The organism is Vibrio sp. LB10LO1 (genome assembly GCF_010092875.1).
Taxonomy (GTDB): Bacteria; Pseudomonadota; Gammaproteobacteria; order Enterobacterales; family Vibrionaceae; genus Vibrio; species Vibrio campbellii.
In genome coordinates this window covers 1-24,149 of the sequence record NZ_JAADJW010000035.1, presented here as the reverse complement: position 1 = coordinate 24,149, position 24,149 = coordinate 1, and the positions used below count along the sequence as shown (strand labels likewise).

The following is a 24,149-nucleotide window of genomic DNA, read 5'->3' as shown; positions in this document are numbered from 1 at the left end:
CGTGTAAATCACGCTTTTGTTTAAATTCACTTCATCTAAAGGTGAGTTTTGATCGTTTGTCAGGGCTATGGATTCCTCGTTTAATTGCAGTCAATTAAAACAACAACATAGGTCTGAACATGGAATCCAACCTTTGGGTCATTACTACCCTCATAACGAGTATCTTAATGATCGTTTTTGCGATCGTTAAGTTTAAACTCCATCCTTTTTTAGCGCTGTTACTCGCCAGTTTTTACGTTGGCGGGATGATGGGCATGCAACCTTTAGAGATGGTCAGTGCTATCGAAAGTGGTATTGGCGGAACGCTTGGTTTTCTTGCTGTCGTGATTGGTTTAGGCACCATACTTGGCAAGATGATGGAAGTGTCTGGAGCGGCAGAACGAATTGGCCTTACCCTACAAAAGATTCGCTGGCTATCACCTGAAGTAATTATGGTGTTAATCGGTCTTGTTTGCGGAATTACTCTATTCGTAGAAGTTGGCGTGGTGCTGCTAATTCCACTGGCTTTTTCGATTGCGAAAAAAACCAATACCTCACTTTTAAATCTCGCCATTCCGCTTTGTACCGCCTTGATGGCAGTGCACTGTATTGTTCCTCCACACCCTGCCGCATTGTTTGTGACCAATGAGCTTGGTGCTGATATCGGTTCTGTGATTTTCTATGGCTTACTCATAGGTTTGGTTGCGTCTTTAGTTGGCGGTCCGCTGTTCTTGAAGATGATGGGTGCTCGTCTACCTTTCAAAACCGTACCTGAAGAGTTCACCTCACTAGAAGTGAAAGATGAAGCGCAATTGCCATCTTTGGGGGCGACGCTATTCACCGTGATGTTACCTATTGCGCTGATGCTGTTGAAAACGGCGGCAGAGCTCAATATGGAGAGTGGCAGTGCGCTGTACACCACTTTGGAATTTATCGGCAACCCAATTACAGCAATGTTTATCGCCGCTTTTGTTGCTTATTACATGTTAGGTATTAAGCAGAACATGGGCATGAGTGTGCTGCTTGAGAAAACGGAAGGTGCATTTTCTTCGATTGCCAACATCTTGCTGATTATTGGCGCTGGTGGTGCATTCAACGGTGTATTAAAGGGCAGTGGCTTGGCGGATGTATTGGCACAGCTACTTTCTAATCTCGATATGCATCCAATCCTTCTTGCATGGCTTGTCGCGATTATTCTGCATGCGGCAGTGGGCTCTGCCACCGTTGCTATGATGGGCGCGACGGCAATTGTGGCCCCGTTACTCCCACTTTATCCGAACGTAAGTCCAGAAATCATTACTCTGGCTATAGGCTCTGGCGCAATTGGTTGTACGATAGTGACCGATTCGCTCTTTTGGTTGGTGAAGCAATATTGTGGAGCCACGATGACAGAAATCTTCAAGTACTACACGACAGCGACATTCATTGCCTCTTTTGTTGCATTAGCAGGCACATTCCTTCTGTCGTACATGATCTAATAAAGGTAAACAATAATGACTACGCATAACGTAAACGCACTAGTAGCAGAATTCCCTTTGGTTGAGCGACTCATTGGGTTAGAAGAGGTGGTTTGGTTCAACCCAAATATCACCACACTTGAAGAAGGTCTACCATACGTTGGCTTAGGTGCTGCCAACATCAAAGACGCGAGTGAACGACTAAAACGCTTTGCTCCATACTTAATGAAAGCCTTTCCAGAAACGGCGGCTTCTGACGGAATTATTGAATCGAACGTTGTTGAAATCGACAAGATGAAGTCCTGCTTGGAAGCGCAATACGGCACTCAAATTCTTGGACGTTTGATGCTTAAAAAAGACAGTCATCTGCCTATCTCAGGTTCAATAAAGGCGCGTGGTGGCATCTATGAAGTGCTAACACACGCAGAGAAGTTGGCGATTGAAGCTGGGCTTCTAAATGAAAGTGATGACTACAGCAAATTGTTCAGTGAAGAGTTTCGTCAGTTCTTTCAGCAGTACAGCATTGCCGTAGGTTCGACAGGGAATCTCGGCATGTCTATCGGCATCATGAGTGCAAAACTCGGCTTCTCGGTATCGGTTCATATGTCAGCGGATGCAAGAGAGTGGAAGAAAAACAAGCTGCGTTCTCACGGCGTAAACGTGGTGGAGTACGAGCAAGACTACGGTGTTGCTGTAGAGCAGGGGCGCAAAGAAGCGGAAAAAGATCCAACTTGCTTCTTTATTGACGATGAAAATTCTCAGACCTTGTTCTTAGGTTATTCCGTTGCAGGTGAACGCTTGAAGCAACAATTTGATGATATGGGTATCATTGTTGACGCGGAGCACCCTCTGTTTGTTTACCTACCTTGTGGTGTGGGTGGTGGTCCTGGCGGTGTGGCGTTTGGCTTGAAGATGGCGTTTGGTGACCACGTTCATTGTATCTTCGCGGAGCCGACACACTCTCCGTGTATGCTGCTTGGTGTACACACTGGCTTGCATGATGACATCGCGGTGCAAGATCTTGGTATCGACAACATTACTGCAGCTGATGGTCTAGCGGTAGGGCGTGCGTCTGGTTTTGTTGGGCGAGCAATGGAAAGACTTCTTGATGGTTACTACACCATGACGGATGAGCGCATGTATCATCATCTAGGTGAGCTAAGTGAACAAGAAGACATTCGTTTAGAGCCGTCTGCGCTGGCGGGCATGATGGGGGCAGTTCACGTTTCACAAGACCAAGTTTACCAAGCTCGAATGCAATTTAGTGAAGATAAGATGAAGAACGCCATTCACCTCGTTTGGGCGACGGGTGGCGGCATGGTGCCGGAGGCTGAAATGTCGGCGTACCTTGCGAAATCTGGTCGATAATCGAGTTTGCTCTTGCTTTGGGAACTGCGAGAGTAAAAGAAAAGGGCTCATCAATGGATGAGCCCTTTGTTTATGTTAATTCCAGGCTACAGAGATTGTAGTAGCTGGTGGTAACGACCTTTCTCAGTTAGTAGCGCTTGGTGGCTACCTTGTTCGATGATCTCGCCTTGCTCCATCAAACAGATGTTGTCCATGCTTTCTAGCTCAATCAAACGGTGGGTAATAAATACTACGGTCTTGTTCGCAAAGTGCTCTTTGAACAGTGCCATTACCGTTTGCTCGGTGCGTTTGTCCAGACCTTCAGTCGGCTCATCAAGAAGCAGGATTGGGGCATCACGCAATAGAGCGCGCGCAATACCAATTCGACGCTTCTCACCACCTGACAGTTGACGTCCACCATCACCTAACCAAGCATTTAATCCTGGTTCGTCTAACAGATTCGCCAAGTCCACTTTAGTCAGAATGTCAGCCAACTGTTCATCCGTTGCTTCTGGAGCTGCAAGCAATAGGTTGTCACGCAGTGTGCCATTAAGCACATCCACACGTTGGCTAACTACTGTGATTGCAGCGCGCAGATCAGATTCGCTCCAATCTTGTAGAGGCGCACCACCGATGCTTACTTGACCTTGGTTTACATCCCAGTAGCGACAAAGCAATTGAATAAGCGTTGATTTACCTGAACCAGTTTGACCAACAATCGCCGTTTTTGAGCCCAGTGGCAGTGATAGTGTGAGATCTTTCAGTACTTTTTGCTGACCATCAGGGTAGGTGAAATCTACCTTGCTGAACTCAATATCTAACGGCTTATCTTCGCGTTTCGATTGTTCTGGGAAGATAACGTCTGGCTCCGCTAAGGTGATTTCGTTCAATCGACGCGCTGATGTCAGTGTTTGACCTAGATATTGGAAAGCACCGGCGATTGGCATCAGAATTTCAAAGCTTGCCATGGTGGCAAATGCGAACAGCGCAATCCAAGGATCTGGCGCACGACCACCAACGCCATCCGCAGCAAACCACAGCATAGCAACGAGCGTTAAACCATTCGCTAGCATTAGCAGACCAGAAGCCATACCCGTTAGGTTAGCGTTGACGAACTGGTTGGATAGCAGTTGTTTTTGCTTCTCTAGAATTACGTTACGGTAACGCTCTTCTGCACCGAATAGGCTCAGTTCGCTGTAACCTTGAAGCCAGTCCAGTGTCGCCACTCGCAGCTGCGCTTTATTTTGTGTCAGGTGTTCGCCGTTATGTTTGCCAAGTTTGTAGAACAATACCGGCCATACCAACAGCATCACAGTCAGGATACCGCCAAGCAATAGGGCAAGATGCCAGTCAAAGAAAGCAAGTACTGCGGTTAGCGATAAGATACCGAATACGCCAACAATCACAGGGCTGATAAGACGCAAGTACACGTGATCCATTGCATCTACGTCTGCCACTAGGCGGTTCAGTAGATCCGCATCACGCATGGTAGAGACGCGACCAGGGATCAGCGGTGCAAGCTTCTTGAAGAAGAAGATACGTAGATCCGTCAGTAGCTTGAAGGTTGCATTGTGGCTAACAACACGTTCGCCCCAGCGGCCAGCAGTACGCGCCATCGCAGCGCCACGAACACCTGCGCCAGGCAGCATGTAGTTAAAAGTCTCGCGAGCAATGGTCAAACCCGCTACAGCGGCTGCAGAGATAAACCAGCCGGACAGCGTTAATAGACCAACAGAAGCGGCCAGCGTCAGAAACGCTAGAAGCATCCCCAGAGACAAACCAAACCAGTGCTTTTTATACAGTTTTAGATAAGGGAGTAAATCACGCATCTAAGTTCCCCTTGTCTGATTCACGTTGAGCTAGGTTGGCAGCCAACATTTCTTTAAATAAACCATCTTGCGATGCCAACGTTGTGTAATCACCACGTTGGACAATTTGTCCTTGTTGCATCACCAAAATCTGAGACACATTTTGCAGTGGTGCCAATTGGTGAGTGATCATCAAGTTAGTGGTGGACTCGGTGTATTTACCGATGCCTTCCATAACCAGTTTTTCGCTGCGAGCATCCAAGCTGGCAGTTGGTTCATCAAGCAACCAAAAACGACCGTTTTGTAGCATCGCACGAGCAAGTGCAAGACGTTGTGCCTGACCAACAGATAAACCACCGGAGCGGTCAGAAATTTGGTAATCCAAGCCATGCATTTCAACAAACTCTGCGGCGTGGGAGTCGTTGAGTACCGAATGGACTTGTTGGTCTTGAATATCTTGTTTACCTAAGGTGACATTGTCACGAATGCTGCCGTGTAGAAGCATTGGGTTTTGCCCAATCCAACTGATGGCTTCACGCCATGTTGTTAGATCCAACTCAGACAATTCACAGCCGTTAATTTTCAAGCTGCCCTTGTATGGCATAAAACCAAGGATGGTATTCACTAAGCTGGTTTTACCTGCGCCACTTGGGCCGACTAGTGCCGTGCTTTGGTTGGCATCTAGGGAGAAGGATAGGGGACCGACAAGTTGCTTACCTTCAGGGCTGAAGATAACAAGATCGTTCGCTTCGATATAAATCGCGGCGTTTTGTTCAACAGCTTTGTGACCATCTTTTACTTGGTCAACGTCTAGCTCTAGGAATTCAACGATACTTTCTGCTGCACCGACCGCTTGTTGCTTCGCATGGTAGAAAGTGCCAAGGTCGCGAAGTGGTTGGTAGAACTCAGGCGCAAGGATCAGAATAAACAAACCTGCGAAGAGGGTTACACCAGCACCGTAGTAACCAAAGTTAAGTTCACCGATGTAGCTGAAACCGAAGTAAACCGCCGTAATCGCAATTGAAATTGAAGTGAAGAACTCAAGTACCGCAGAAGATAGAAAGGCAATCTTCAATACATCCATCGTACGTGTACGGAAAACTTCAGATGCTCCTTTCAAAGTTTCGGTTTCTGACTTAGTGCGGTCGAACAGACGAATGGTTGTCATCGCCTGCAAACGGTCATAGAAGTGACCTGAAAGACGCTGTAGCGCTTTAAAGTTCTTACGGTTTGCATCCGCGGCTTTCATGCCGACCAATGCCATAAACATAGGAACAAGAGGTGCCGTCACAAGGAAAATGAGGCCTGCCGCCCAGTTGATTGGGAAAACCACCACTAGGATGATGAAAGGCACCAAAACAGACAACGACATTTGCGGGAGGTAGCGAGAGAAGAAATCTTGCATGTCTTCTACTTGCTCTAAAATCAACGTTGCCCAGCTACCTGCAGGCTTGCCTTTGATATAAGCAGGACCAAGTTGGTGGACTTTATCGAGAATCAGTTGACGAATATAAACGCGGATTTGTTCGCCGCAACGGTAACCGGCAATTTCGCGCCCCCAAGTACAGGCCGCGCGACCGACAACGGTGACACCCAATCCGACGAAGTGCCAAACAAGTTCACTCTTGTCGACATGCTCGATAATTAATTGGTGAAGAATGGAGGCGAGCAGGGCTGCTTGAGCCAATAAAAACACGCTTGATAGTACGCCTAGGCCTATCGCAACCATCAGCCAGCGTTTGGCCAACTTACTCTGTTGCTTAAGCCACTTATTCAAGCTGCTTTGCTTTTTCTTATCCATTGTGAAGGCTTAATGATAATTGTTTTAATGAGGCGGTAGTATACAAAAGAAAACCCAGCGGGAATACCGCTGGGCTTTAAGGATATGACACAAATGTGAAAAGTTATTTGTCAGTAAGCGCGTCTAGGAAGCGTTCTGCATCCAATGCTGCCATACAACCTGTGCCAGCAGAAGTAATCGCTTGGCGGTAGTTATGGTCCATTACGTCACCTGCAGCAAAAACACCTTTGATGCTGGTTTGCGTTGCATTACCTTCAAGGCCGGATTGAACGATGATGTAACCATCTTTCATGTCTACTTGGCCTTCGAAGATTTGCGTGTTTGGCTGGTGGCCGATCGCGATGAATGCGCCCATTACTTCGAGATCTTCGGTCGCACCGCTGTTCACATCTTTGACACGAACGCCAGTAACGCCCATGTCGTCGCCTAGTACTTCATCTAGTGTACGGTCTGTGTGAAGAACGATATTGCCGTTTTCAACCTTATCCATCAGACGTTTTACAAGGATCTTCTCTGCGCGGAACGAATCACGACGGTGGATCAGATGAACTTCTGATGCAATGTTTGATAGGTAAAGCGCTTCTTCAACTGCCGTGTTACCACCGCCCACAACCGCAACTTTCTGATTGCGGTAGAAGAAACCATCACAAGTTGCACAAGCTGAAACGCCGCGACCTTTGAATGCATCTTCAGATTCAAGACCTAGGTATTTTGCTGATGCACCTGTCGAGATGATCAACGCATCACAAGTGTACTCACCAGAGTCACCTTTTAGACGGAATGGACGTTGAGACAGATCCACTTCGTTGATGTGATCGAACACGATTTCTGTTTCGAATCGTTCTGCGTGCTCTTTCATGCGTTCCATCAAACCTGGGCCAGTAAGACCTTCTGCGTCACCAGGCCAGTTTTCTACTTCAGTAGTGGTCGTTAGCTGACCACCTTGCTGCATTCCCGTTACTAGCACAGGGTTTAAGTTAGCACGCGCTGCGTAGACTGCTGCGGTGTAACCTGCTGGGCCAGAACCAAGAATTAATAATTTACAGTGTTTTACGTCGCTCATTATGGCTCCATAGAGGGCTGAACATTTCTTTCGATTGTATGGAAATTCTTAGTGCTTTAAAAGCATAAACGGATTGTACTGATCGAATTATTGGTTATAGGTTAGAACTTGCTGATATTCATCGTGAAGTGTTTTCTTCTAGCATAAAATTCTATTCATAGTGCAGAGTTCTAGTTTCAAATACTGCTGAGTCTCTAGTTTGAATGTTTAAACTAATATGTAGCCATGTAGTAGCTATGTATGTTGTTTTTTTGTTTTTGTTGAAGCTATCAACGTCAAATTCTGGTAATTGCAGAATATTTGCGTATTCTAGGTTGTAAATTAAATGTTAACTAATACAAACCAGATGTGCCTCATTAAAGGAGCCAATGATGTTACATTCACGTGAGAACACCCTACATTTAACTCAGCTCAGCATGGCAGCGATTGAGCAGCTTTCTCCTTCCTTTGAAGGTTTACCTCGTACTGAGCACGCTGACGGCCAATATCGTCTTCGTCGTTACTCGGTCGTGGGGTTCGAAAATGGTCAGGTAGTCGATTTAAACAAAAACAGCTTTGTACAGTCTTCGGATATCAACCGTTTTCAAGGCGATGTGGTTCGTCAATTTGAGCCAATTGAAAAAGGGATTCTTTCCAGCGAAGGTTTGCGAGAAATGTGTGAGCTGTTCGTTAACGCAAATCATCTACCAAATGGTCAGGAAATCGAAATTCACCAAATGCGAATCACCGCAATTTACGATGAAACACAAGTTGCGCCAGAAGGAGTGCACCAAGACGGCTTTGACCATATTGCATTAGTCGGTGTCGGGCGTCACAACATCATGGGTGGTGACATCATGCTTTACAGCAGCCACAACCAAGCGCCTTTCTTCCGTAAAGTGCTGGAGAATGGGGAAGTAGCAATGCTGGCAGACAGCAAACTGTGGCACAACGCCGTTCCAATTCGCTCAGTGATTAATGATCAAGAAGGTCACATGGATGTATTTGTACTGACAGCGACGGACAAACGAAATGAACTTCAATCTTAACCAAATTCGAGAGCAGTTTCCGGCATTGGCGCAATACCATAACGACCGTCCAGTAACGTTTTTTGATGGTCCTGGCGGCTCTCAAGTTCCGCAGTCGGTGTTGGATAGTATGGTTAGCTACCTTGGACGATTCAACTCCAACCTTGGTGGTCATTATTTCTCAAGTCGAGAGACAGTTGATGTAATGCAATCGGCTCGTGAGTCGGCACAAGCTCTGCTAAATGCACCGTCCTCTGGCAATATCGTGTTTGGCGCGAATATGACCTCCCTGACATTCCAGCTAAGTCGCGCTATTAGTCGAGATTGGCAAGAGGGCGATGAGATCATTGTTTCAGCCCTAGACCACTACTCTAACGTATCGAGTTGGCAGCAAGCAGCAGAAGACAAAGGCGTGGTGGTTCATCAAGTCAGAATTAATGAAGAAGATTGCACGCTGGATCTTGAGCACCTTCAGAGCTTGTTGAGTGAAAAAACGCGCTTAGTCGCGGTGACTTATGCATCAAACACCACCGGCTCGATTGTCGATATGCACCGTGTAGTCGAAATGGCACACAACATTGGTGCTCAGGTGTATGTGGATGCAGTTCATTATGCGCCACATCATTTAGTTGATGTACAAGCGTTAGGGTGTGATTTTCTTGCTTGTTCTGCTTATAAGTTCTTTGGACCTCATGTTGGTATCGCTTACATCGCCGATCAATGGTTGCACGCAATCAAGCCTTATAAAGTTGAGCCTGCAACCAATATTGGGCCAGGACGTTTTGAAACGGGTACGCAGAGCTTCGAAGGTTTAGCTGGCGTGACTGCTGCTATCGAATACCTAGCGCAATTTGGTGATGAAGGTGCATCACTTCGTCAGCGCTTAGAGCAAAGTTATGCTTTTTACAATCAGCATGAGCAGCAATTAAGTGCGCATTTCTTGCAGCGCTTGAGTGCGCTTGATGGGGTGAATCTGTTTGGTATTAACAATGAAAGTAGCCAGCTGAGAACGCCAACTTTCGCGCTGACTTTTGATAAATACGCTCCAGAGTTCATCGCGAAGACGTTGGGTGAGCACAATATCTGCGTTTGGAATGGACACTTCTATGCGCTAGGACTCGTTCGTCAGTTAGGCCTAGAAGAGTCGAGTGGCGTGGTGCGTATCGGTTGTATGCACTACAACACAACAGCAGAGATCGATATGTTATTTGATGTGTTAGAGAGCATACTCGACGCGTAATCATCGACGATTCCACAAATCAAAAGCTCGAGCACTTGCCTCGAGCTTTTTTGTTTTTGTTGAGTGAAGAAGGGCTTATTCGCTCACTTCAACCTCATAAGAGGTGAACTTACGCACGTTGATCACGCCAGTATCAAAGATCAGGTATTGGCCTTTAATGCCTTGCAGCGTACCCGTAACAACTGGGTTTTTATCGAAGTTGTGCGAAGTAATTTTGGTAGGGTGCTGCTGAACTGGGTAGCTTAGGGCAGTGATATTCTCACTTAGCACCTCGATCGCGTCGTCACCGTACTGTTGTTTAATCTCAGCGATTTTTTCTTCTACTAATGGCAGCAGTTCTGCAAATCGATCTTGCAGTTCAATTGGCTCACCATCGCCCTTAAGTAGCGTTCGCCAGTTGGTCTTATCGGCAATGTGTTTTGCTAGCTCGATTTCAATCAAGCCAGAGATATGACGAGTTTTCACTTTGAAGATAGGCAGACCTTGTGTCGCGCCTTGATCGATCCAACGGGTTGGAATTTGCGTGTGGCGCGTGATGCCCACTTTTAAACTCGAAGTATTCGATAGGTAAACGAAGTGGTCCACCATGCAGTTCTCTTCACCCCACTGTGGCTCACGGCAGGTGCCTTGTTCGTAGTGGCAAGTTTCTGGCTTCATGATGCACATGTCGCAACTCGCCAACTTCTTCATGCAAACAAAGCAGTGGCCTTGAGAGTAGCTCTTCTTGGTTTTCTTACCACAAGAACAACAATAGATGTTACCTGTGTGAGTTAGGGTGAGGGTTCTTCCAAGAAACGGACTCAAATCCACTTCTTCTTCACCCACTGGCAGTCGGTAGCTTACTGCACCATCTAGAGAAGCACGCATTTTGTTTAGCGTGCCTGTAGCAATTATTGACATGACATTACTCATTATTGTGTTTTTGACCAGTATATACCGAAGTAAAGAAGAGAGGCAGAAGAAAGCGGCACTGAAATGGAATTGAAGCGTGTTCGCTGCCTTTTTAAACACCCATCTCTAAGCACCGTGAAATGCTTCGCAAATAAGAATTAGCGAGAACATTCTTACAGACTTGAACCAAAATCACATTTAGTTTGTAAGGGAGGTGTATTGAAAACGAGAGTGTGAATCAAAAATCACTTTTTAGCTTGATAAATAACTTTATTTGAATTGTTAAAAAACTTTCAGTACATTGCACTATATAAACAGTACAGTAGTCAGTAACTAGGTCTATCATTATGAAGTGGATACATAAATTAATCTTTGCATTGTCGATATGCACCATCAGTTTAGTGGCGCTATACAGTTTGCTTGGTGATACTCGTAAACTGGTTGTGACCCCAGACTTGTTCAATATCCACGTAACAAACGATGCAGTCGCTGGTGGCCTTAGCGAGTCTGACATTACCTACCAGAATCACAGTTTGGTGTTGAACTGTGATTTGAAAGAGAGCAAATATGCATGGCCATACTGCGGAATCTCAGTCTATACCGATGTAAAGGAAGCAACGAAAGGGCTCGATCTTTCGAGTTACCATACCGTTCGTCTTAAAGTCCGCTATGAATCGGCAGGGAATGGAGAGAATCCAAGTAAGAACTTACGTTTGTATTTGAGAAACTTTAACTCGGCTTACTCAGATCCAAATGATGAGTACACCATTAAATACAATGGCATGCAGTTTTCTCCCTCAGATTTTAGTGAGATCATAGAAATTCCAATTGCAAACCTTCAGGTGATGACATGGTGGTTGAATGACAACGATGTCGCGATTGAACATTCTGCACCGGAGTTCTCTAATATCACTCGAATTGATATCGCAACTGGAGCGGGGGCGGCACTCGGTAAACATAAGATCGTTATCGACAAGATTGAGTTTGAAGGCGCATATGTAGAGCAGTCGACACTGTTGTTCGCTTTGTTGTTCTCATGGATGGCGCTGGGTTTAGCATTCTCACTACAAGAAATGCGTAAAAATAAAATCGCATACAACAAAGCACGGAAACGCCACCGCCATTTAGAGAAGGTGAATTCGACGCTTCGTACACAAAATTATGAATTTGCGGAACTGGCTCATCGCGATGCTTTAACTGGTGCGATGAACCGTCACGCGGTACAAAGTTGGCTAGAGCAGCAAGCACGACAAGTTCGATGGGGGCATGACTCGTTCTCCATTCTTTACATGGACTTGGATAAGTTTAAACGTGTTAACGATAAATATGGCCATCAGATGGGCGATGATATCTTGCGTGAGTTCGTGATGGTGATTGCAAGCTCGATCCTACCTGAAGATCGCCTTGTTCGTTGGGGAGGGGAAGAATTTGTGGTCTTCTGCCCGAACACGAATATCGAACAAGCCGTTAAAAAAGCGGAATTGATCAGAGAGAATGTTGAGAAGCATCTTTGGGTGCATGGTGAGCTTTTGACGTGCAGCATTGGTGTTGCTCAAATGCAGAATGAGCGTGTTTCTGAAACCATGGCACGTGCTGATGAAGTCTTGTATTTAGCCAAACGTAACGGCCGAAATAGAATAGAGGTTAACTACGGTATGCAAAAGCAATCTGAAGCGGCAATTGAGGCTTCATAGAAAAAAGGTGGCCGACCGACCACCAAAAGGGAACTGCTGAACATGACTAGGGGGTAGTAGTTAGGTATTCGGGTGATTACCAAGGACAGCTAGTTTGAAAAGAGAGCGGCGTTTGAGCGCAGCTCTTTTATATTTGAGCGATGCTTACCAGAACAACCAAGCGAATAGAGTTAGTGCACCGATACATGCAACGTTCAGTACCATACCGATTCGCATCATCTCTTTCTGTTTGATATGACCCGTCGCAAATACAATCGCGTTAGGTGGCGTTGCTACTGGTAGCATGAAGGCACATGATGCAGCTACAGCAATCAATGCTGAAAGAATGACTGGCGATAGACCAAGTGCTTCTGCAATGGTGGCAAATACTGGTACCAATAGCGCCGCACTTGCTGTATTACTTGCAAACTCTGTTAAGAAAACAACAAACGCAACCACTGATAGGATCGTGAGTAGTACGCCTGCTTGCTCTAGGAAACCAGCTAGACCGTTAGCTAAGAATACGCTTGTCCCTGTTGCCTTAAGGACGTTACTGAGACAAATACCGCCGCCGAACAGGATCAAAACACCCCAGTCAGTCGTCTTTTCAATGTCTTTCCACTCTACAGCGCGAGAAGCACCAAGCAAAAGAATCGCACCAATCGCCACCAAAGTATCGAACTTCGCGAAGCCGCCCAGCATGGCGTTAATTGGTTTGCTGAAAATCCAGAAAGTTACTGTTAATAGGAAAATCGCCAGCGTGATCTTCTTACCGTTTGTCCACTCAACAGGTTTGTGGTCAAGTTCGAATTGATGACTTAAATCCGGCTTGGTCATCACGTAAAGCACTAAGATTGCGATAGGCATAAGAATCAATGAAATCGGCAAGCCAAGTTCCATCCACTCAGTGAAGCTCAGACCAACTTCTGCCGCTGCGATTGCGTTTGGTGGGCTACCAACCAGTGTTGCGATACCACCAATCGACGCACTGTAAGCGATACCAAGTAGCACGAATAGGTAAGTGCTGTGACTCTTCTTCGCATCTAGTTTGCTCATTACACCAAGAACCAAAGGCAGCATCATCGCAGTTGTTGCCGTGTTAGAGATCCACATTGATAGACCCGCGCTCACACCAAACAACATGAAGACCGCGACAGACATTTTACCGCGCGCAATCAGCAATACCTTGTCGGCAATCGCTTGATCGAGTTTTTGCTTGTGAAGCGCGGCGGCGAGTGCGAAACCACCCAAGAACAAGAAAATGATCGAGTTGGAGAAGTTGTTCAGTGCGGCTTGGGTATTGAATACGCCTAAGAACACCGCGAGTAACGGGATTAATAGGGCCGTGATGCTTACGTGAAGGGCTTCCGTCAACCAAAGTACGGCAACGAAAATCAAAATACATAAGCCGGTTACGACTTGAGGCTCAAAGGGTAAGGTGTTGAACAGAATAGCGAATAGCAGGACATTAGACGTCAATATCATGCTGTTGCGTGTGAAGAACCAGTTCTTCAATGTCACAGCGAGTGCGGTCATGGTTGTGCTCCTTTTGCATTGCCTTAGTGTTGGTTTTTTATGGCAAAGTAACTGACTTGTAGTTATTTATTAATTTAAATGTTACTGCGAATGCGAAAGGGTGTTTTGTCTGAATCGGCGGCGGAATAAGAAAGTGTGAGGTTGAGAATTGGAAATGGGTAGAAATCTACCCATTTACTTTTAATGAATTGTTATCGCGGTGTTGTATTGAACAAGGATGTTGAAAGAAGCGACACTTGGCTCGACTCACTGAACCGGGATATTGCGTTCGTTGTCGATGGCTTCCTGCTTTTCTTCCACTGCAACGATTGGCTCTTGAGGGCCAAGGAAGCGCGGTTGCGTATTCATGATGTACAAGTCCAAAAATGCTTTCACGCGGGCCATCAGTTCGCGTGTTCTCATATTGAGTTTCTGCTTACTCGCTGTTGGGCCCGCTACGGCCAAACACTGTGCATCGATATTATAAGCATCAGCAATAAACAGAGCACGCTCACAATGGAATCGTTGTGTGACAATCAAGAAACGCTCGGAGGCGAAAATCTTTTTAGCGCGCACGATCGAGTCTAAAGTACGAAATCCTGCATAATCGAGATGAATCACTTCTTCTGGCACACCCGCTCTGAGTAAATCGCGCTTCATCGTCCAAGGTTCATTGTAAGAGCGATGTGCGTTGTCTCCACTCAACAAAAACTGCTTCACTTTTCCTTGTTTGTACAGCTCGATAGCGGCGTTGATTCTGTGGGTGTAATAAGTATTGAGGATTTTCCCAATGTACTTACTGGTGCCAAGTACGACTGCGACTTCGTGCTCTGGTACTTGTTCGTAGTCGGTGAAGATTTCTTCTTGCGCTTGCAGCACGACCCAACGGTCAATGGCGATAACGGTGACCAAGAGTCCGAGTAAAGAGATCGACAAAACCAAAGCCAGACGCTTCCATGAGAACTTGAGCTTCCAGTTTGACTTTATGCGAGAAAACAGCAAAACGTTCGATGTCCTTATTTCAATGTGTATCCCTCATCATATCTGATAGAAATGAAAAGAGAGAAGCCCATTTATGCCAAAATATGGTTAGGATGAGAAAAAAAAGCATAAAAAACAAAAGCCCCCGCAATGCGAGGGCTAAATATTATACAAAGCGTAGCAAAACTTAGAATGCTGTGCGTTTGTAACGACGGTAAACCGGCTGCCAGAATGCTTGGTCAATGGCATCGTTTAGCGCTTCATCGGTTATTTCTAGCGCAACGCCTTGTTCAATCGCTTTCTTCGCTACAGCGAATGCAATCTTCTTCGATACCAAGTGAATTTCTTCTAGTGGCGGAAGTAGGGCACCGTTGCCGTTGATAGCCAATGGCGAACATGTTGCCAATGCACGGCTTGATTCCATCAACATTTCGTCCGTTACGCGCTTCGCATTCACTGCTAGTACACCGAGACCAATACCAGGGAAGATGTAGCTGTTGTTACATTGTGCGATTGGGTAAGAGCGACCTTCATGAACCACTGGCTCAAATGGGCTACCAGTTGCTACTAGTGCCTCACCGTTTGTCCAACGAATGATGTCGTTTGGTGTTGCTTCTACGCGGCTCGTTGGGTTCGATAGTGGGAACACGATCGGACGCTTGCAGTGCTTGTGCATCTCTTTGATCACTTCTTCGCTGAAGAGACCTGGAGCACCCGATACACCAATCAGTACAGTAGGCTTAGCGTTGTGCATCACATCAAGAAGTGAGAAGCCATTTCCTTCATTTTCCCACTTCTTCGTGTTATCGAACTTCTGAACTAGGCGCTGTTGGAAATCAAGAAGGTTAGGCATGCCTTCTTGTAATAGACCCCAACGGTCAACCATGTAAACTTGTGAACGTGCTTTCTCATCAGAAATCCCTTCCGACACCATTTGTGCGATGATCGCTTCTGCGATACCACAACCTGCTGAGCCAGCACCCAAGAAAGTAATACGTTGATCAGATAGCTTAGTACCTGCCGCTTTACATGCTGCAAGTAGAGAACCTACGGTTACCGCCGCTGTACCTTGAATGTCGTCGTTGAAACAACAGATGCGGTCTTTATAGCGCTCTAGAAGTGGCATTGCGTTTTTCTGTGCAAAGTCTTCGAACTGGATCAGGGCATCTGGCCAACGGCGTTGTACTGCTTGGATAAACTCTTCAACAAACGCATCGTAATCTGGACCAGTGATACGTGGATGACGCCAACCCATGTACATAGGATCGGCTAGACGTTGCGGGTTGTTAGTACCCACATCCAGTACGATTGGTAGTGTGTAAGCCGGGCTAATACCGCCACACGCTGTGTACAGAGAAAGCTTACCGATTGGAATACCCATGCCGCCGATACCTTGGTCACCCAAGCCCAAGATACGTTCGCCATCCGTTACCACGATAACTTTAACGTTGTGGTTTGCTGCGTTGTTTAGCAGGTCATCGATACGATCACGGTTCGGGTACGAGATAAACAGACCACGACCACGACGGTAGATGTTTGAGAAGTTCTCACATGCTGCACCAACGGTTGGTGTGTAGATGATCGGCATCATCTCTGAAATGTGGTTTTGAACTAGGCGGTAGAATAGCGTTTCGTTCGTGTCTTGGATGTTGCGCAGGTAAATGTGCTTGTCCATGTCACTTTCAAAGCTTTTGTACTGTTGGTACGCACGCTCTACTTGTTCTTGGATGGTTTCAGTCGTCTCTGGTAGAAGACCTTCCAAGTTGAATGAACTACGTTCTTCTCCGGAGAACGCACTGCCCTTGTTCAAAAGAGGGGTCGCTAAAAGAGCCGGACCCGCATATGGGATATAGAGTGGGCGCTTGTCGTTGTTCATTGGGTGCCTTAAATGTAGGGTTGAAGGATGCGTGCAAAATTCTAACGGGTTCACTATTTAGTTGTAAACATTCGTTGATGTACATCAACGTAATGTCGCAAAAAAATCCAATTACCGACGAAAATATCGTCACTGAAACGATAATACTGTCATTAATTAGTCAGAAGCGATTCCTAAAGCAGGAATTTCTCACTCAGGTATAATGCCTCGCAATCCATTATCACGTTCTATCTTTTATGTCTCAATTACCTATCGATAGCTTACAAGCTGAATTTGACCAACTCGTGAATCACCACCATTTAGTGGTAGAAGCCGAAACCGGTTCTGGTAAATCCACACGCTTGCCGCTTTGGGCGGCCAATCACGGCCGAGTATTGGTGATTGAGCCACGTCGAATTGCTTGCACATCGTTAGCCGAGTTTCTTGCCGAGCAATCCGGCCAACCACTTGGTAAGCAGATTGGTTACGCGATTAAGCTTCATGCACACTACGATGAAAACACCAATGTCGTGTTCGTGACACCCGGTGTTGCACTGCGTTGGTTCGCGGAAGACAAACTGGCTAGCTTCGATATCGTGATGGTGGACGAATTTCATGAACGCCGCTGGGACATTGATCTCCTTACGGCGATTTTAAAGCAAGAAAAACAGCACCGGTTGATTGTCACGTCAGCGACCTTAGAGGGTGAAAAACTGGCGAACTATTTGGATGCCAAACGGCTGCGATCGGAAGGTCGTTGTTTTCCTGTTACCTTGACTCATCGTTCACTGGATAGCCGTTACTTGCCGAACAAAAAGGGTTGCGAGAATGATGTCGTTCGAACAGTGAAAGAAGCTTTGGAAGACGAAGAGGGCGATATTCTCGTTTTCTTACCGGGTCGTAAAGAGATCACTCAATGTTCACAGATGCTGCAAAACCTTGATGATGTAATGGTGGTGAAGTTACATGCGTCAGTCACTGATGAAGAACGCCACCGTGCATTGACAGTACAAAAGCAACGCAAAGTGGTGTTGGCAACCAACGTCGCGGAAACCTCTCTGACCATTCCAAACATCCGCGTCGTGATCGACAGTGGTTTAGAACGCAGAACCGTGCAACGAAATGGACGCACAGCACTCACGTTAACCAACATTTCTAAAGCCAGTGCGGCGCAGCGAATGGGGCGGGCAGGTCGTGTTGCTGAAGGGGCGTGTATTCGCTTGTTTGGTGAGCATGCTCCGTTGGAACTGGTGACGCCACCTGAATTGCACCGTGAAGAACTTGTAGAGCCAATGCTCGCTGCGGCTTGTTGTGGTTATAGATTTTCCGAACTTTCCTTCCTCGATTCTGTACCTGAAAAGTCACTCAACTCCGCACTCCAAACCCTGCAAGGGATGGAAGCGATAGACGAGCAAGGTGACATCACCGAACACGGTAAAAAAGTTTACCCTTTACCAATTGATGCCTTATTTGCGGATTTAGTGACTCGTATCCAAACCAAAGCAGAAAAAGAAGCAATGATCGACTTAGCAGCAGCGCTGTCTGTACCCGCTCAATTGTATCAATTGCAAGGTGGGGAATCGGCCGAAGCATTAGCGCAAGAAGAACCATTTGGCTGCGATGCCTCGTTGATGATTCGTATAGTGCGAGGGGAGCAGCTTCCTGGCGTTAATGTTGATGCGAGCGTGCTTGATGAAGCGCAAGGTTTAGCAAAACAAATGCGAGAAGTGTTTGAATTGCCGGATCTTGAAGTCGCATCGCGATACAAACGTGATGAGTTGACCAAAGCCATTGCCAAGTTACATCCAGAACTTGTATTTGTGCGCCGAGAACGACGTCGTGACGCGCTAGGCAATGGCTTGATGGAAATGATGGTCGGGCGCAATAGCCGTTTCCCCGAAAAAAGCGAAGCAGCATTGGTGCTAGATAGTCATAGCGTGCCCGGACGAGGCGTAAAGCAGACTCTTAACCTTGCCTCTGTCATGCTGCCCATTTCACTTAAGCTGTTGCGTGAATTAGAACTTGGCGAGTGGCAGCAAGGCGAAACCAATTATGAGGAAGAAGCGCCGCGCGCGACCATGCATTTGATCTATGCTGGGCGAACCATTTGCACTGAATACCAAGCGCTTGAAGGTGGTGTCGCCGTTCAGTCCATCGTGGAGATGATTGAAGCCGAAACGCTACTGCCGGGTTTTGCCCCGTTAAGAAAACAGCAAATACGACATTGGAAGATTTATAACGCGCTTGGATTAAATCAAGAGCCTATCGATAAAGCCACGCTTGATGGTTTGTCGTTTTCAACTTGGCTCGTGGAACAGTTAGAAACGCTTGGCGTGGAAAGCATGGAAGACATTGAACTGTTTGAAGCGGACGATATCCCATTCGAAGGCATTCCTGATTGGGAGTATCAGGACTTTGCAGAGCAATTTCCGCTTAAACTGCTGTTGGCTGAATTAAAACTCGATGTGGAGTACTTCGTGTCTCGAAAGTTGGTTCATGTTATTTATACCGATGGCAATCGAAAGGGGGACCCTAAACGCTGGGAGCTACCTCGTTGGTCTGGTTGGAAAGTGCAGTACAAAAAAGCCAGTCGTGTGCTGGATGTGAAATAAGGCAATTCATAACCCGGAACGATAATTGCTTTAATACGTTTCCCTTGCAGTTTATGACCTAATTTTTAGGTGATAAGGAATGAATTTGCCGCTCCTCTTGAGCGGCGTGAAGGAAAACGATGAAATATAAAGTAATTCCATTCTTGTTGTGTCCCGCATTGGCTTACGGAAAAAACATTGCACAGATTTCAACTTATGAAGACAACTACGTATTAGGTACATACACCACCGACATCAATCAAAACGCTTACAACGAACTCGGTTCTGAAATGGACTCGCTGCAACAGTTTGAAGTGAAGTTTCAGATCTCAGCTTCGATCCCGTTTTACCGATTCAGCTCTGGCACCGCGTTAATGGGCGCATACACGCAAAAGTCTCTCTGGCAACTCGCTAACTCTGACATTTCCTCTCCGTTCAGAGAGACCAATTACAAACCACAAGTGTTCTTGGCTCACCAATCAAACATGCTGTTATTTAACCACTTAGAGTTAGGTTACAAGCATGAATCAAACGGTCAGTCGAGTAAGCTTTCTCGTAGCTGGGATCGTCTTTATCTCGCTGCTGAGCGTTTCTCCGGTCCAGTTGAATACGGTGCGCATGCTTGGTGGGTTGTCACCACAGAAAATGACGACATGGAAGACTACTATGCACCCTATGAATTGTGGGCGAAGTTCTACACTGGCGCTGGTGTGTTTAATACCCGAGGCTTCTACAACTTTGCCGATGACAAAGGTGGCGTAGAATTGGGGTACACCTTGTACTTTAATGACATCCTAGGTTTGTATGTTCAGGGCTACCATGGCTATGGTGAAACCTTGATTGATTATGACCATTCACAAACCCGTATTGGACTGGGAATCAAATTGGTTAACCTCTAGTACCGATTTGCTTCTTCTCCTTGTGGGAGCGTGCTTTTAGTTTGGCGTTTACAATATTAATCAATTGGATGCGTATATATGGCGAAGCTGTACATCATTTGTTACAAAGCTGGTTTTAATATTTCCTTTTGAGGTCAAATTAAGGCATAAAAGACCATTGTTTTATATCCTATTGCTATATCAAAGTAATTGAACGATATTTTGTATACCTCAGTTCAGAGTGTCGAGGCATAGGATGGAGCAACAAGGAAAGACATGCATTGAATTCGACTACACAAGCTTCCTAGGAGCAACGGGAAGTAAGAAGTGGACCTTTTTGGAGGCCTTCGCCACCATCGCTCCCATTTTTGGTCTGATGTGGAAACAGAACATCGCGGAATTAAGCCAACCAGAGGATCGCCTTTGGGATGCTGCCTTAAAATCGATGTCTTCACGTCAGAGCGATGAATCCAATCTAGTGATGTTGGTGAAACTAGCAAAACATGAAGGAATCCATGAGTTACGTGTAGTGATGCCTTATTCGTTAGACTCTCAGCAGATAGAGTACATTGAATCTCGAAGTAAACTAAAAGTAGAAACTGCAGAGCAAGATGTGCTTAATTTGAAGCTCTAACGCCAAGGAACATATCCTCAAACACAAAGCGACCTGTAACGGGTCGCTTTTTTTGTTTTTAATATCACATTTATCAATAGGTTCATGGTTTGTTGGAAATGTGATGAATATAGAGTATTTACACTTTAATTAACAAAAATGTCACATCCAGAAATGCAATTGTCATAACTAGCTTCTAACTTAATGTTTTTTAGAGTAATTAGCCAAACAAACCCAATACCAAAATTGGCTTGTTACTTAGCGTAGGAAAACGCGCATCGATAAGAACACTATAACAAAGGAAGTTACTATGTCATTGTCTCGCCGAGATTTTATAAAAGTCGTCTCTTCAGGAGCCGTTGCTACCACATTAACTGCATGTGGGAGTGATGAAAAAAATACAGTCACCGCTGCCTCATTCGAACATGGTGTCGCCAGTGGGGACCCAACACAAACTCAAGTAATCATCTGGACACGCGTGACTACGGAGGCGAGTTATGTCGATGTCTCTTGGCAGGTGTCTGTAACGGAAGATTTCTCTAGTATTGAGCAAAGCGGCACCTTTGCGACAGATACCAGTCGTGATTTCACGGTGAAGGTAGATGTGCAAAATCTCAACCCCAATACACAGTATTACTACCGTTTTATGGTCGGTGAGGCGAGCAGTATTGTAGGCATAACGCAGACTCTACCAGAAGGCAGTGTAGACAAAGCATCGATGGCCGTTGTTTCTTGTGCGAATTATCCGGCGGGTTACTTCAATGTCTATAAAGAGATCTTGGAACAGCACCAAAAAGCGTCGTTCGATGTGGTTTTGCACCTTGGCGATTACATCTACGAATATGGTGCTGGGGGTTATGCGAGTGAGGATGCGGCAGCATTGGGACGTGAGCCAAGCAAGGGCACCGAATGTATTACGTTAGATGACTACCGAAAGCGTTACGCTCAATATCGCCAAGATGAAGATCTCCAAACTCTGCATGCAGCATTACCGATGATCGCAATCTGGGATGACCACGAGTTAGCCAATGATGCGTGGAAGGAAGGGGCGGAAAACCACCACAACAGCGAAGGCAGTTTTAATGACAGACGCGCCGCGGCGGCAGCGGCTTGGACTGAGTGGCTTCCTGTGCGAGAAAACACCTTTTCAAATATGTTGATTTATCGTCAGTTTGCCTTTGGTGATTTGATCAATTTGATGATGCTCGATACTCGATTGGTAGGCCGCGATCAGCCATTGGATTATTTTTCTCTCGATGCTCCTACTATGGAAGCGATTGGTGGATTAGTTGCGCAGTCTCGCAGTACAGAACGAGAACTACTTGGTACAGAGCAGCTCGCTTGGTTAATGAATGCGTTTAATCAAGAAGCAAAATGGAATGTGCTTGGGCAGCAGGTTCTTATGTCGAGAATGGAGCTACCTAGCTCGGTGATGTTGGCGATGTTCCAACTCTTTACGGCGACGGATGAGCAGAAAATGGACGCGCTGCTAGCAGTGAATAATGCGATCGCCAGTTATCTTGCTGATCCAAGTTCGGACACCGTAAAGTTGCCATACAACCTAGACGCTTGGGATGGCTATTACGTGGAACGTGAGCGTGTTTATGAAATCGTTAAAGCAAGCTCAGGCAATTTTGTTTGCTTAGCTGGTGATACGCACAATGCGTGGACCAGTGAACTGAAGGATGTGTCAAACAACCCTGTTGGTGTCGAGTTCGCGACAAGTTCGGTCAGCTCTCCGGGCTTGGAAGAATATTTAGCGTTGGAGCCCGTCGCCATTGCTCAAATGGAATATACATTGCCGAATTTAGTTTCTGAACTGCAATGGACAGACATCAAGCAACGTGGCTTTATGGGTGTCACCTTTACACCTGAGAAAGCAGAGTCAACGTGGTATATGTTATCTACGATTAAAGATAGAAACTATCAAGTCACTACAAAAGTGGCATCCACATCGGATGGGTTGACGCTTGATATAGAGTAGGGGGCGACTCGTCGCTTTGTTCAAAACATAAAAAAGTCCGCACTTGTGCGGACTTTTCGTTTGGTTAATTTAACCGTTCAATACTGAGTGTTACTTCAGTCGATCAAACCGTATTCTTTGCTCAAAATTTCGATGATTTCAGCTTTTGGATCGTTGCTCAACTTGATTGGTTGGCCCGTTATCTTCTCTGCAATACCGATGTAAGTGCGTGAGATGTCCATCAAAGATTCTACTGGCAGTTCGTTATCACGAGCAAGCGCTTCACGTTCTGGCATGCGCTCTTTGTTTAGTAGAATATCAGGATCTGGGAAGTGGCTTAGCAAGAACTGACGGAAACCTTCTTTCGAGTTTTCAACGATGTTGCCCGCTTGGTATTCTTTCGTATCCCAAATGCGTGATGAATCAGGCGTACCGACTTCATCCATATAAATAAGCTTCTCATTACCTGCCGCGTCGTGTACATAGCCAAATTCAAACTTGGTATCCACAAACGTTTGGTCAATAGCTTCGAGTGCATTGCTGATAACGTTAAAGCCTTCTTTCAATAGCTTCTCGTACTGCGCGATGTCTTCTGCGTTTGAAAAGTTAAAGGCTTTGAAGTTGTCTACGATGTTCTGGCGAGTAATGTTGACATCATCCGCTTCAGGAACGCCAGGAATGCCTTTCAAAATACCTTTGGTTGAAGGCGTCATGAGCAATTCAGGCAGTGCTTTATCTTTCTCAAGACCTTCAGGAAGTTCAATACCACAGAATTCACGTTCGCCATTTGCGTAGGCACGCCACATAGAGCCCGTGATGTATTTACGGCAGATTGCTTCAATCTTAACTGGTTTCGCTTTTTGTACGATCCAAACAAATGGGTGAGGGATATCTAAGATGTGGCTATCAGCAAGGCCGTTATCTTTAAACAATTTGAACCAGTGGTTAGAGATTGCGTTCAAAGCAGCGCCTTTACCCGGAACGCCTTTTAGTCCACCTTCGCCGTGCCAGATACAATCGAAGGCTGAGATACGATCACTGATCACCATGATAGCCAGTGGGGCATCAGGAGCGACATCGTATCCTTTTTCTTTGATCAGTCGTGCGCTGTCTTCTTCAGTTAACCAGTAAACAGAGCGGACTTTTCCGCTGTGAACAGGCTTGTGGGTGCGAATTGGCAGGTCGTCATTGACGGCAAGTACTTGATTAGCAAGGCTCATTGCGACATTCCTATCATCTTAATCAAACGTCATAAAGAGAAGATATCCAGCGAGAAGTATGCGCTGAATAAATCGAATGAAGGCATCATACCAGAACTATTTTAACTCGCCAGAGAAAAAGCAAACGTTTGCTTTAATTTGTTAAAGCACAAAAAAAGCCTCCTTAAAAGGCTGTCTCTTATACACAAATCCCCAAGCTTGTAGCTTGGGGATTTTTTTGAACTCTTTCACGTGTGTGCGATCTGATCACTTAAGAATCCTAACTGA

17 protein-coding genes are annotated in these 24,149 nt (G+C 45.9%); 9 read left to right on the top strand and 8 right to left on the bottom strand.

What is annotated here, in order from left to right:
* Positions 1-119 precede the first annotated feature (119 nt).
* Positions 120-1,457: a D-serine transporter DsdX gene (gene dsdX, locus GXP65_RS20140; protein ID WP_045452886.1), complete on the top strand. Its 1,338-nt coding sequence runs from the start codon at positions 120-122 to the stop codon at positions 1,455-1,457.
* A gap of 15 nt (positions 1,458-1,472) precedes the next feature.
* Positions 1,473-2,804 (top strand): D-serine ammonia-lyase, encoded by a 1,332-nt coding sequence (locus tag GXP65_RS20135; protein ID WP_162093570.1) that lies wholly within the window; start codon positions 1,473-1,475, stop codon positions 2,802-2,804.
* 86 nt (positions 2,805-2,890) lie between these two features.
* Here GXP65_RS20135 and cydC read toward each other — a convergent pair whose 3' ends face one another.
* From cydC to trxB, 3 genes are all read right to left on the bottom strand, one after another.
* Positions 2,891-4,612 carry a cysteine/glutathione ABC transporter ATP-binding protein/permease CydC gene (gene cydC / locus GXP65_RS20130; protein ID WP_162093569.1) on the bottom strand — a complete coding sequence of 574 codons (1,722 nt, stop codon included), beginning with the start codon at positions 4,610-4,612 and terminating at the stop codon, positions 2,891-2,893.
* Positions 4,605-6,392, bottom strand: a complete 1,788-nt coding sequence (gene cydD, locus GXP65_RS20125) for a cysteine/glutathione ABC transporter permease/ATP-binding protein CydD (RefSeq protein ID WP_162093568.1) — start codon at positions 6,390-6,392, stop codon at positions 4,605-4,607. The genes cydC and cydD overlap by 8 nt, the downstream gene beginning before the upstream one ends.
* A 103-nt stretch (positions 6,393-6,495) precedes the next feature.
* Positions 6,496-7,455: a thioredoxin-disulfide reductase gene (trxB, locus tag GXP65_RS20120; protein ID WP_162093567.1), complete on the bottom strand. Its 960-nt coding sequence runs from the start codon at positions 7,453-7,455 to the stop codon at positions 6,496-6,498.
* A gap of 371 nt (positions 7,456-7,826) precedes the next feature.
* Here trxB and GXP65_RS20115 point away from each other — a divergent pair, with 371 nt between their 5' ends.
* Together GXP65_RS20115 and GXP65_RS20110 are read left to right on the top strand one after the other, a co-directional pair.
* A complete protein-coding gene (locus GXP65_RS20115; RefSeq protein ID WP_005428534.1) occupies positions 7,827-8,483 on the top strand; it encodes a 2OG-Fe dioxygenase family protein in 657 nt (218 codons plus the stop codon).
* A complete protein-coding gene (locus tag GXP65_RS20110) occupies positions 8,467-9,702 on the top strand; it encodes a cysteine desulfurase-like protein (protein WP_162093566.1) in 1,236 nt (411 codons plus the stop codon). The genes GXP65_RS20115 and GXP65_RS20110 overlap by 17 nt, the downstream gene beginning before the upstream one ends.
* A 75-nt stretch (positions 9,703-9,777) precedes the next feature.
* Here GXP65_RS20110 and GXP65_RS20105 read toward each other — a convergent pair whose 3' ends face one another.
* A complete protein-coding gene (locus GXP65_RS20105; protein ID WP_162093565.1) occupies positions 9,778-10,602 on the bottom strand; it encodes a DUF2797 domain-containing protein in 825 nt (274 codons plus the stop codon).
* Positions 10,603-10,940: 338 nt separating this feature from the next.
* Here GXP65_RS20105 and GXP65_RS20100 point away from each other — a divergent pair, with 338 nt between their 5' ends.
* Positions 10,941-12,287 carry a diguanylate cyclase gene (locus GXP65_RS20100; RefSeq protein ID WP_086369479.1) on the top strand — a complete coding sequence of 449 codons (1,347 nt, stop codon included), beginning with the start codon at positions 10,941-10,943 and terminating at the stop codon, positions 12,285-12,287.
* A gap of 144 nt (positions 12,288-12,431) precedes the next feature.
* Here GXP65_RS20100 and GXP65_RS20095 read toward each other — a convergent pair whose 3' ends face one another.
* The 3 genes from GXP65_RS20095 to GXP65_RS20085 all read right to left on the bottom strand — a co-directional run bounded on the left by GXP65_RS20095 (position 12,432) and on the right by GXP65_RS20085 (position 16,638).
* On the bottom strand, positions 12,432-13,802 hold the full coding sequence (locus GXP65_RS20095) for a DASS family sodium-coupled anion symporter (RefSeq protein ID WP_162093564.1): 1,371 nt from the start codon (positions 13,800-13,802) through the stop codon (positions 12,432-12,434).
* 246 nt (positions 13,803-14,048) lie between these two features.
* Complete coding sequence (locus GXP65_RS20090) at positions 14,049-14,783, bottom strand: ElyC/SanA/YdcF family protein (RefSeq protein ID WP_005533464.1); 735 nt, start codon at positions 14,781-14,783, stop codon at positions 14,049-14,051.
* A gap of 166 nt (positions 14,784-14,949) precedes the next feature.
* Positions 14,950-16,638, bottom strand: coding sequence for an NAD-dependent malic enzyme (locus GXP65_RS20085; protein ID WP_038891325.1), 1,689 nt, complete (start codon positions 16,636-16,638; stop codon positions 14,950-14,952).
* A gap of 236 nt (positions 16,639-16,874) precedes the next feature.
* Between GXP65_RS20085 and GXP65_RS20080 the strand changes: the two genes are divergently transcribed.
* The 4 genes from GXP65_RS20080 to GXP65_RS20065 all read left to right on the top strand — a co-directional run bounded on the left by GXP65_RS20080 (position 16,875) and on the right by GXP65_RS20065 (position 22,683).
* Positions 16,875-19,229, top strand: a complete 2,355-nt coding sequence (locus tag GXP65_RS20080) for a helicase-related protein (RefSeq protein ID WP_162093563.1) — start codon at positions 16,875-16,877, stop codon at positions 19,227-19,229.
* A gap of 119 nt (positions 19,230-19,348) precedes the next feature.
* Positions 19,349-20,107, top strand: coding sequence for a phospholipase A (locus GXP65_RS20075; protein ID WP_005428061.1), 759 nt, complete (start codon positions 19,349-19,351; stop codon positions 20,105-20,107).
* Positions 20,108-20,342: 235 nt separating this feature from the next.
* On the top strand, positions 20,343-20,720 hold the full coding sequence (locus tag GXP65_RS20070; protein WP_005428025.1) for a hypothetical protein: 378 nt from the start codon (positions 20,343-20,345) through the stop codon (positions 20,718-20,720).
* 289 nt (positions 20,721-21,009) lie between these two features.
* Positions 21,010-22,683 (top strand): alkaline phosphatase D family protein, encoded by a 1,674-nt coding sequence (locus GXP65_RS20065; RefSeq protein ID WP_162093562.1) that lies wholly within the window; start codon positions 21,010-21,012, stop codon positions 22,681-22,683.
* 95 nt (positions 22,684-22,778) lie between these two features.
* Here the strand turns inward: GXP65_RS20065 and GXP65_RS20060 are convergent, their stop codons facing one another.
* Entirely contained in the window at positions 22,779-23,882 is a 1,104-nt protein-coding gene (locus GXP65_RS20060; RefSeq protein ID WP_162093561.1) for a phosphoribosylaminoimidazolesuccinocarboxamide synthase, read from the bottom strand.
* Positions 23,883-24,149: the final 267 nt, after the last annotated feature.

Coding starts and splice junctions, on each gene's coding strand:
- dsdX (WP_045452886.1), top strand. CDS start 120: ATGGAATCCAACCTTTGGGTCATTACTACCCTCATAACGAGTATCTTA.
- GXP65_RS20065 (WP_162093562.1), top strand. CDS start 21,010: ATGTCATTGTCTCGCCGAGATTTTATAAAAGTCGTCTCTTCAGGAGCC.
- GXP65_RS20115 (WP_005428534.1), top strand. CDS start 7,827: ATGTTACATTCACGTGAGAACACCCTACATTTAACTCAGCTCAGCATG.
- GXP65_RS20080 (WP_162093563.1), top strand. CDS start 16,875: ATGTCTCAATTACCTATCGATAGCTTACAAGCTGAATTTGACCAACTC.
- GXP65_RS20060 (WP_162093561.1), bottom strand. CDS start 23,882: ATGAGCCTTGCTAATCAAGTACTTGCCGTCAATGACGACCTGCCAATT.
- GXP65_RS20100 (WP_086369479.1), top strand. CDS start 10,941: ATGAAGTGGATACATAAATTAATCTTTGCATTGTCGATATGCACCATC.
- GXP65_RS20085 (WP_038891325.1), bottom strand. CDS start 16,638: ATGAACAACGACAAGCGCCCACTCTATATCCCATATGCGGGTCCGGCT.
- GXP65_RS20110 (WP_162093566.1), top strand. CDS start 8,467: ATGAACTTCAATCTTAACCAAATTCGAGAGCAGTTTCCGGCATTGGCG.
- GXP65_RS20070 (WP_005428025.1), top strand. CDS start 20,343: ATGGAGCAACAAGGAAAGACATGCATTGAATTCGACTACACAAGCTTC.
- GXP65_RS20105 (WP_162093565.1), bottom strand. CDS start 10,602: ATGTCAATAATTGCTACAGGCACGCTAAACAAAATGCGTGCTTCTCTA.
- GXP65_RS20095 (WP_162093564.1), bottom strand. CDS start 13,802: ATGACCGCACTCGCTGTGACATTGAAGAACTGGTTCTTCACACGCAAC.
- cydD (WP_162093568.1), bottom strand. CDS start 6,392: ATGGATAAGAAAAAGCAAAGCAGCTTGAATAAGTGGCTTAAGCAACAG.
- GXP65_RS20075 (WP_005428061.1), top strand. CDS start 19,349: ATGAAATATAAAGTAATTCCATTCTTGTTGTGTCCCGCATTGGCTTAC.
- GXP65_RS20135 (WP_162093570.1), top strand. CDS start 1,473: ATGACTACGCATAACGTAAACGCACTAGTAGCAGAATTCCCTTTGGTT.
- cydC (WP_162093569.1), bottom strand. CDS start 4,612: ATGCGTGATTTACTCCCTTATCTAAAACTGTATAAAAAGCACTGGTTT.
- trxB (WP_162093567.1), bottom strand. CDS start 7,455: ATGAGCGACGTAAAACACTGTAAATTATTAATTCTTGGTTCTGGCCCA.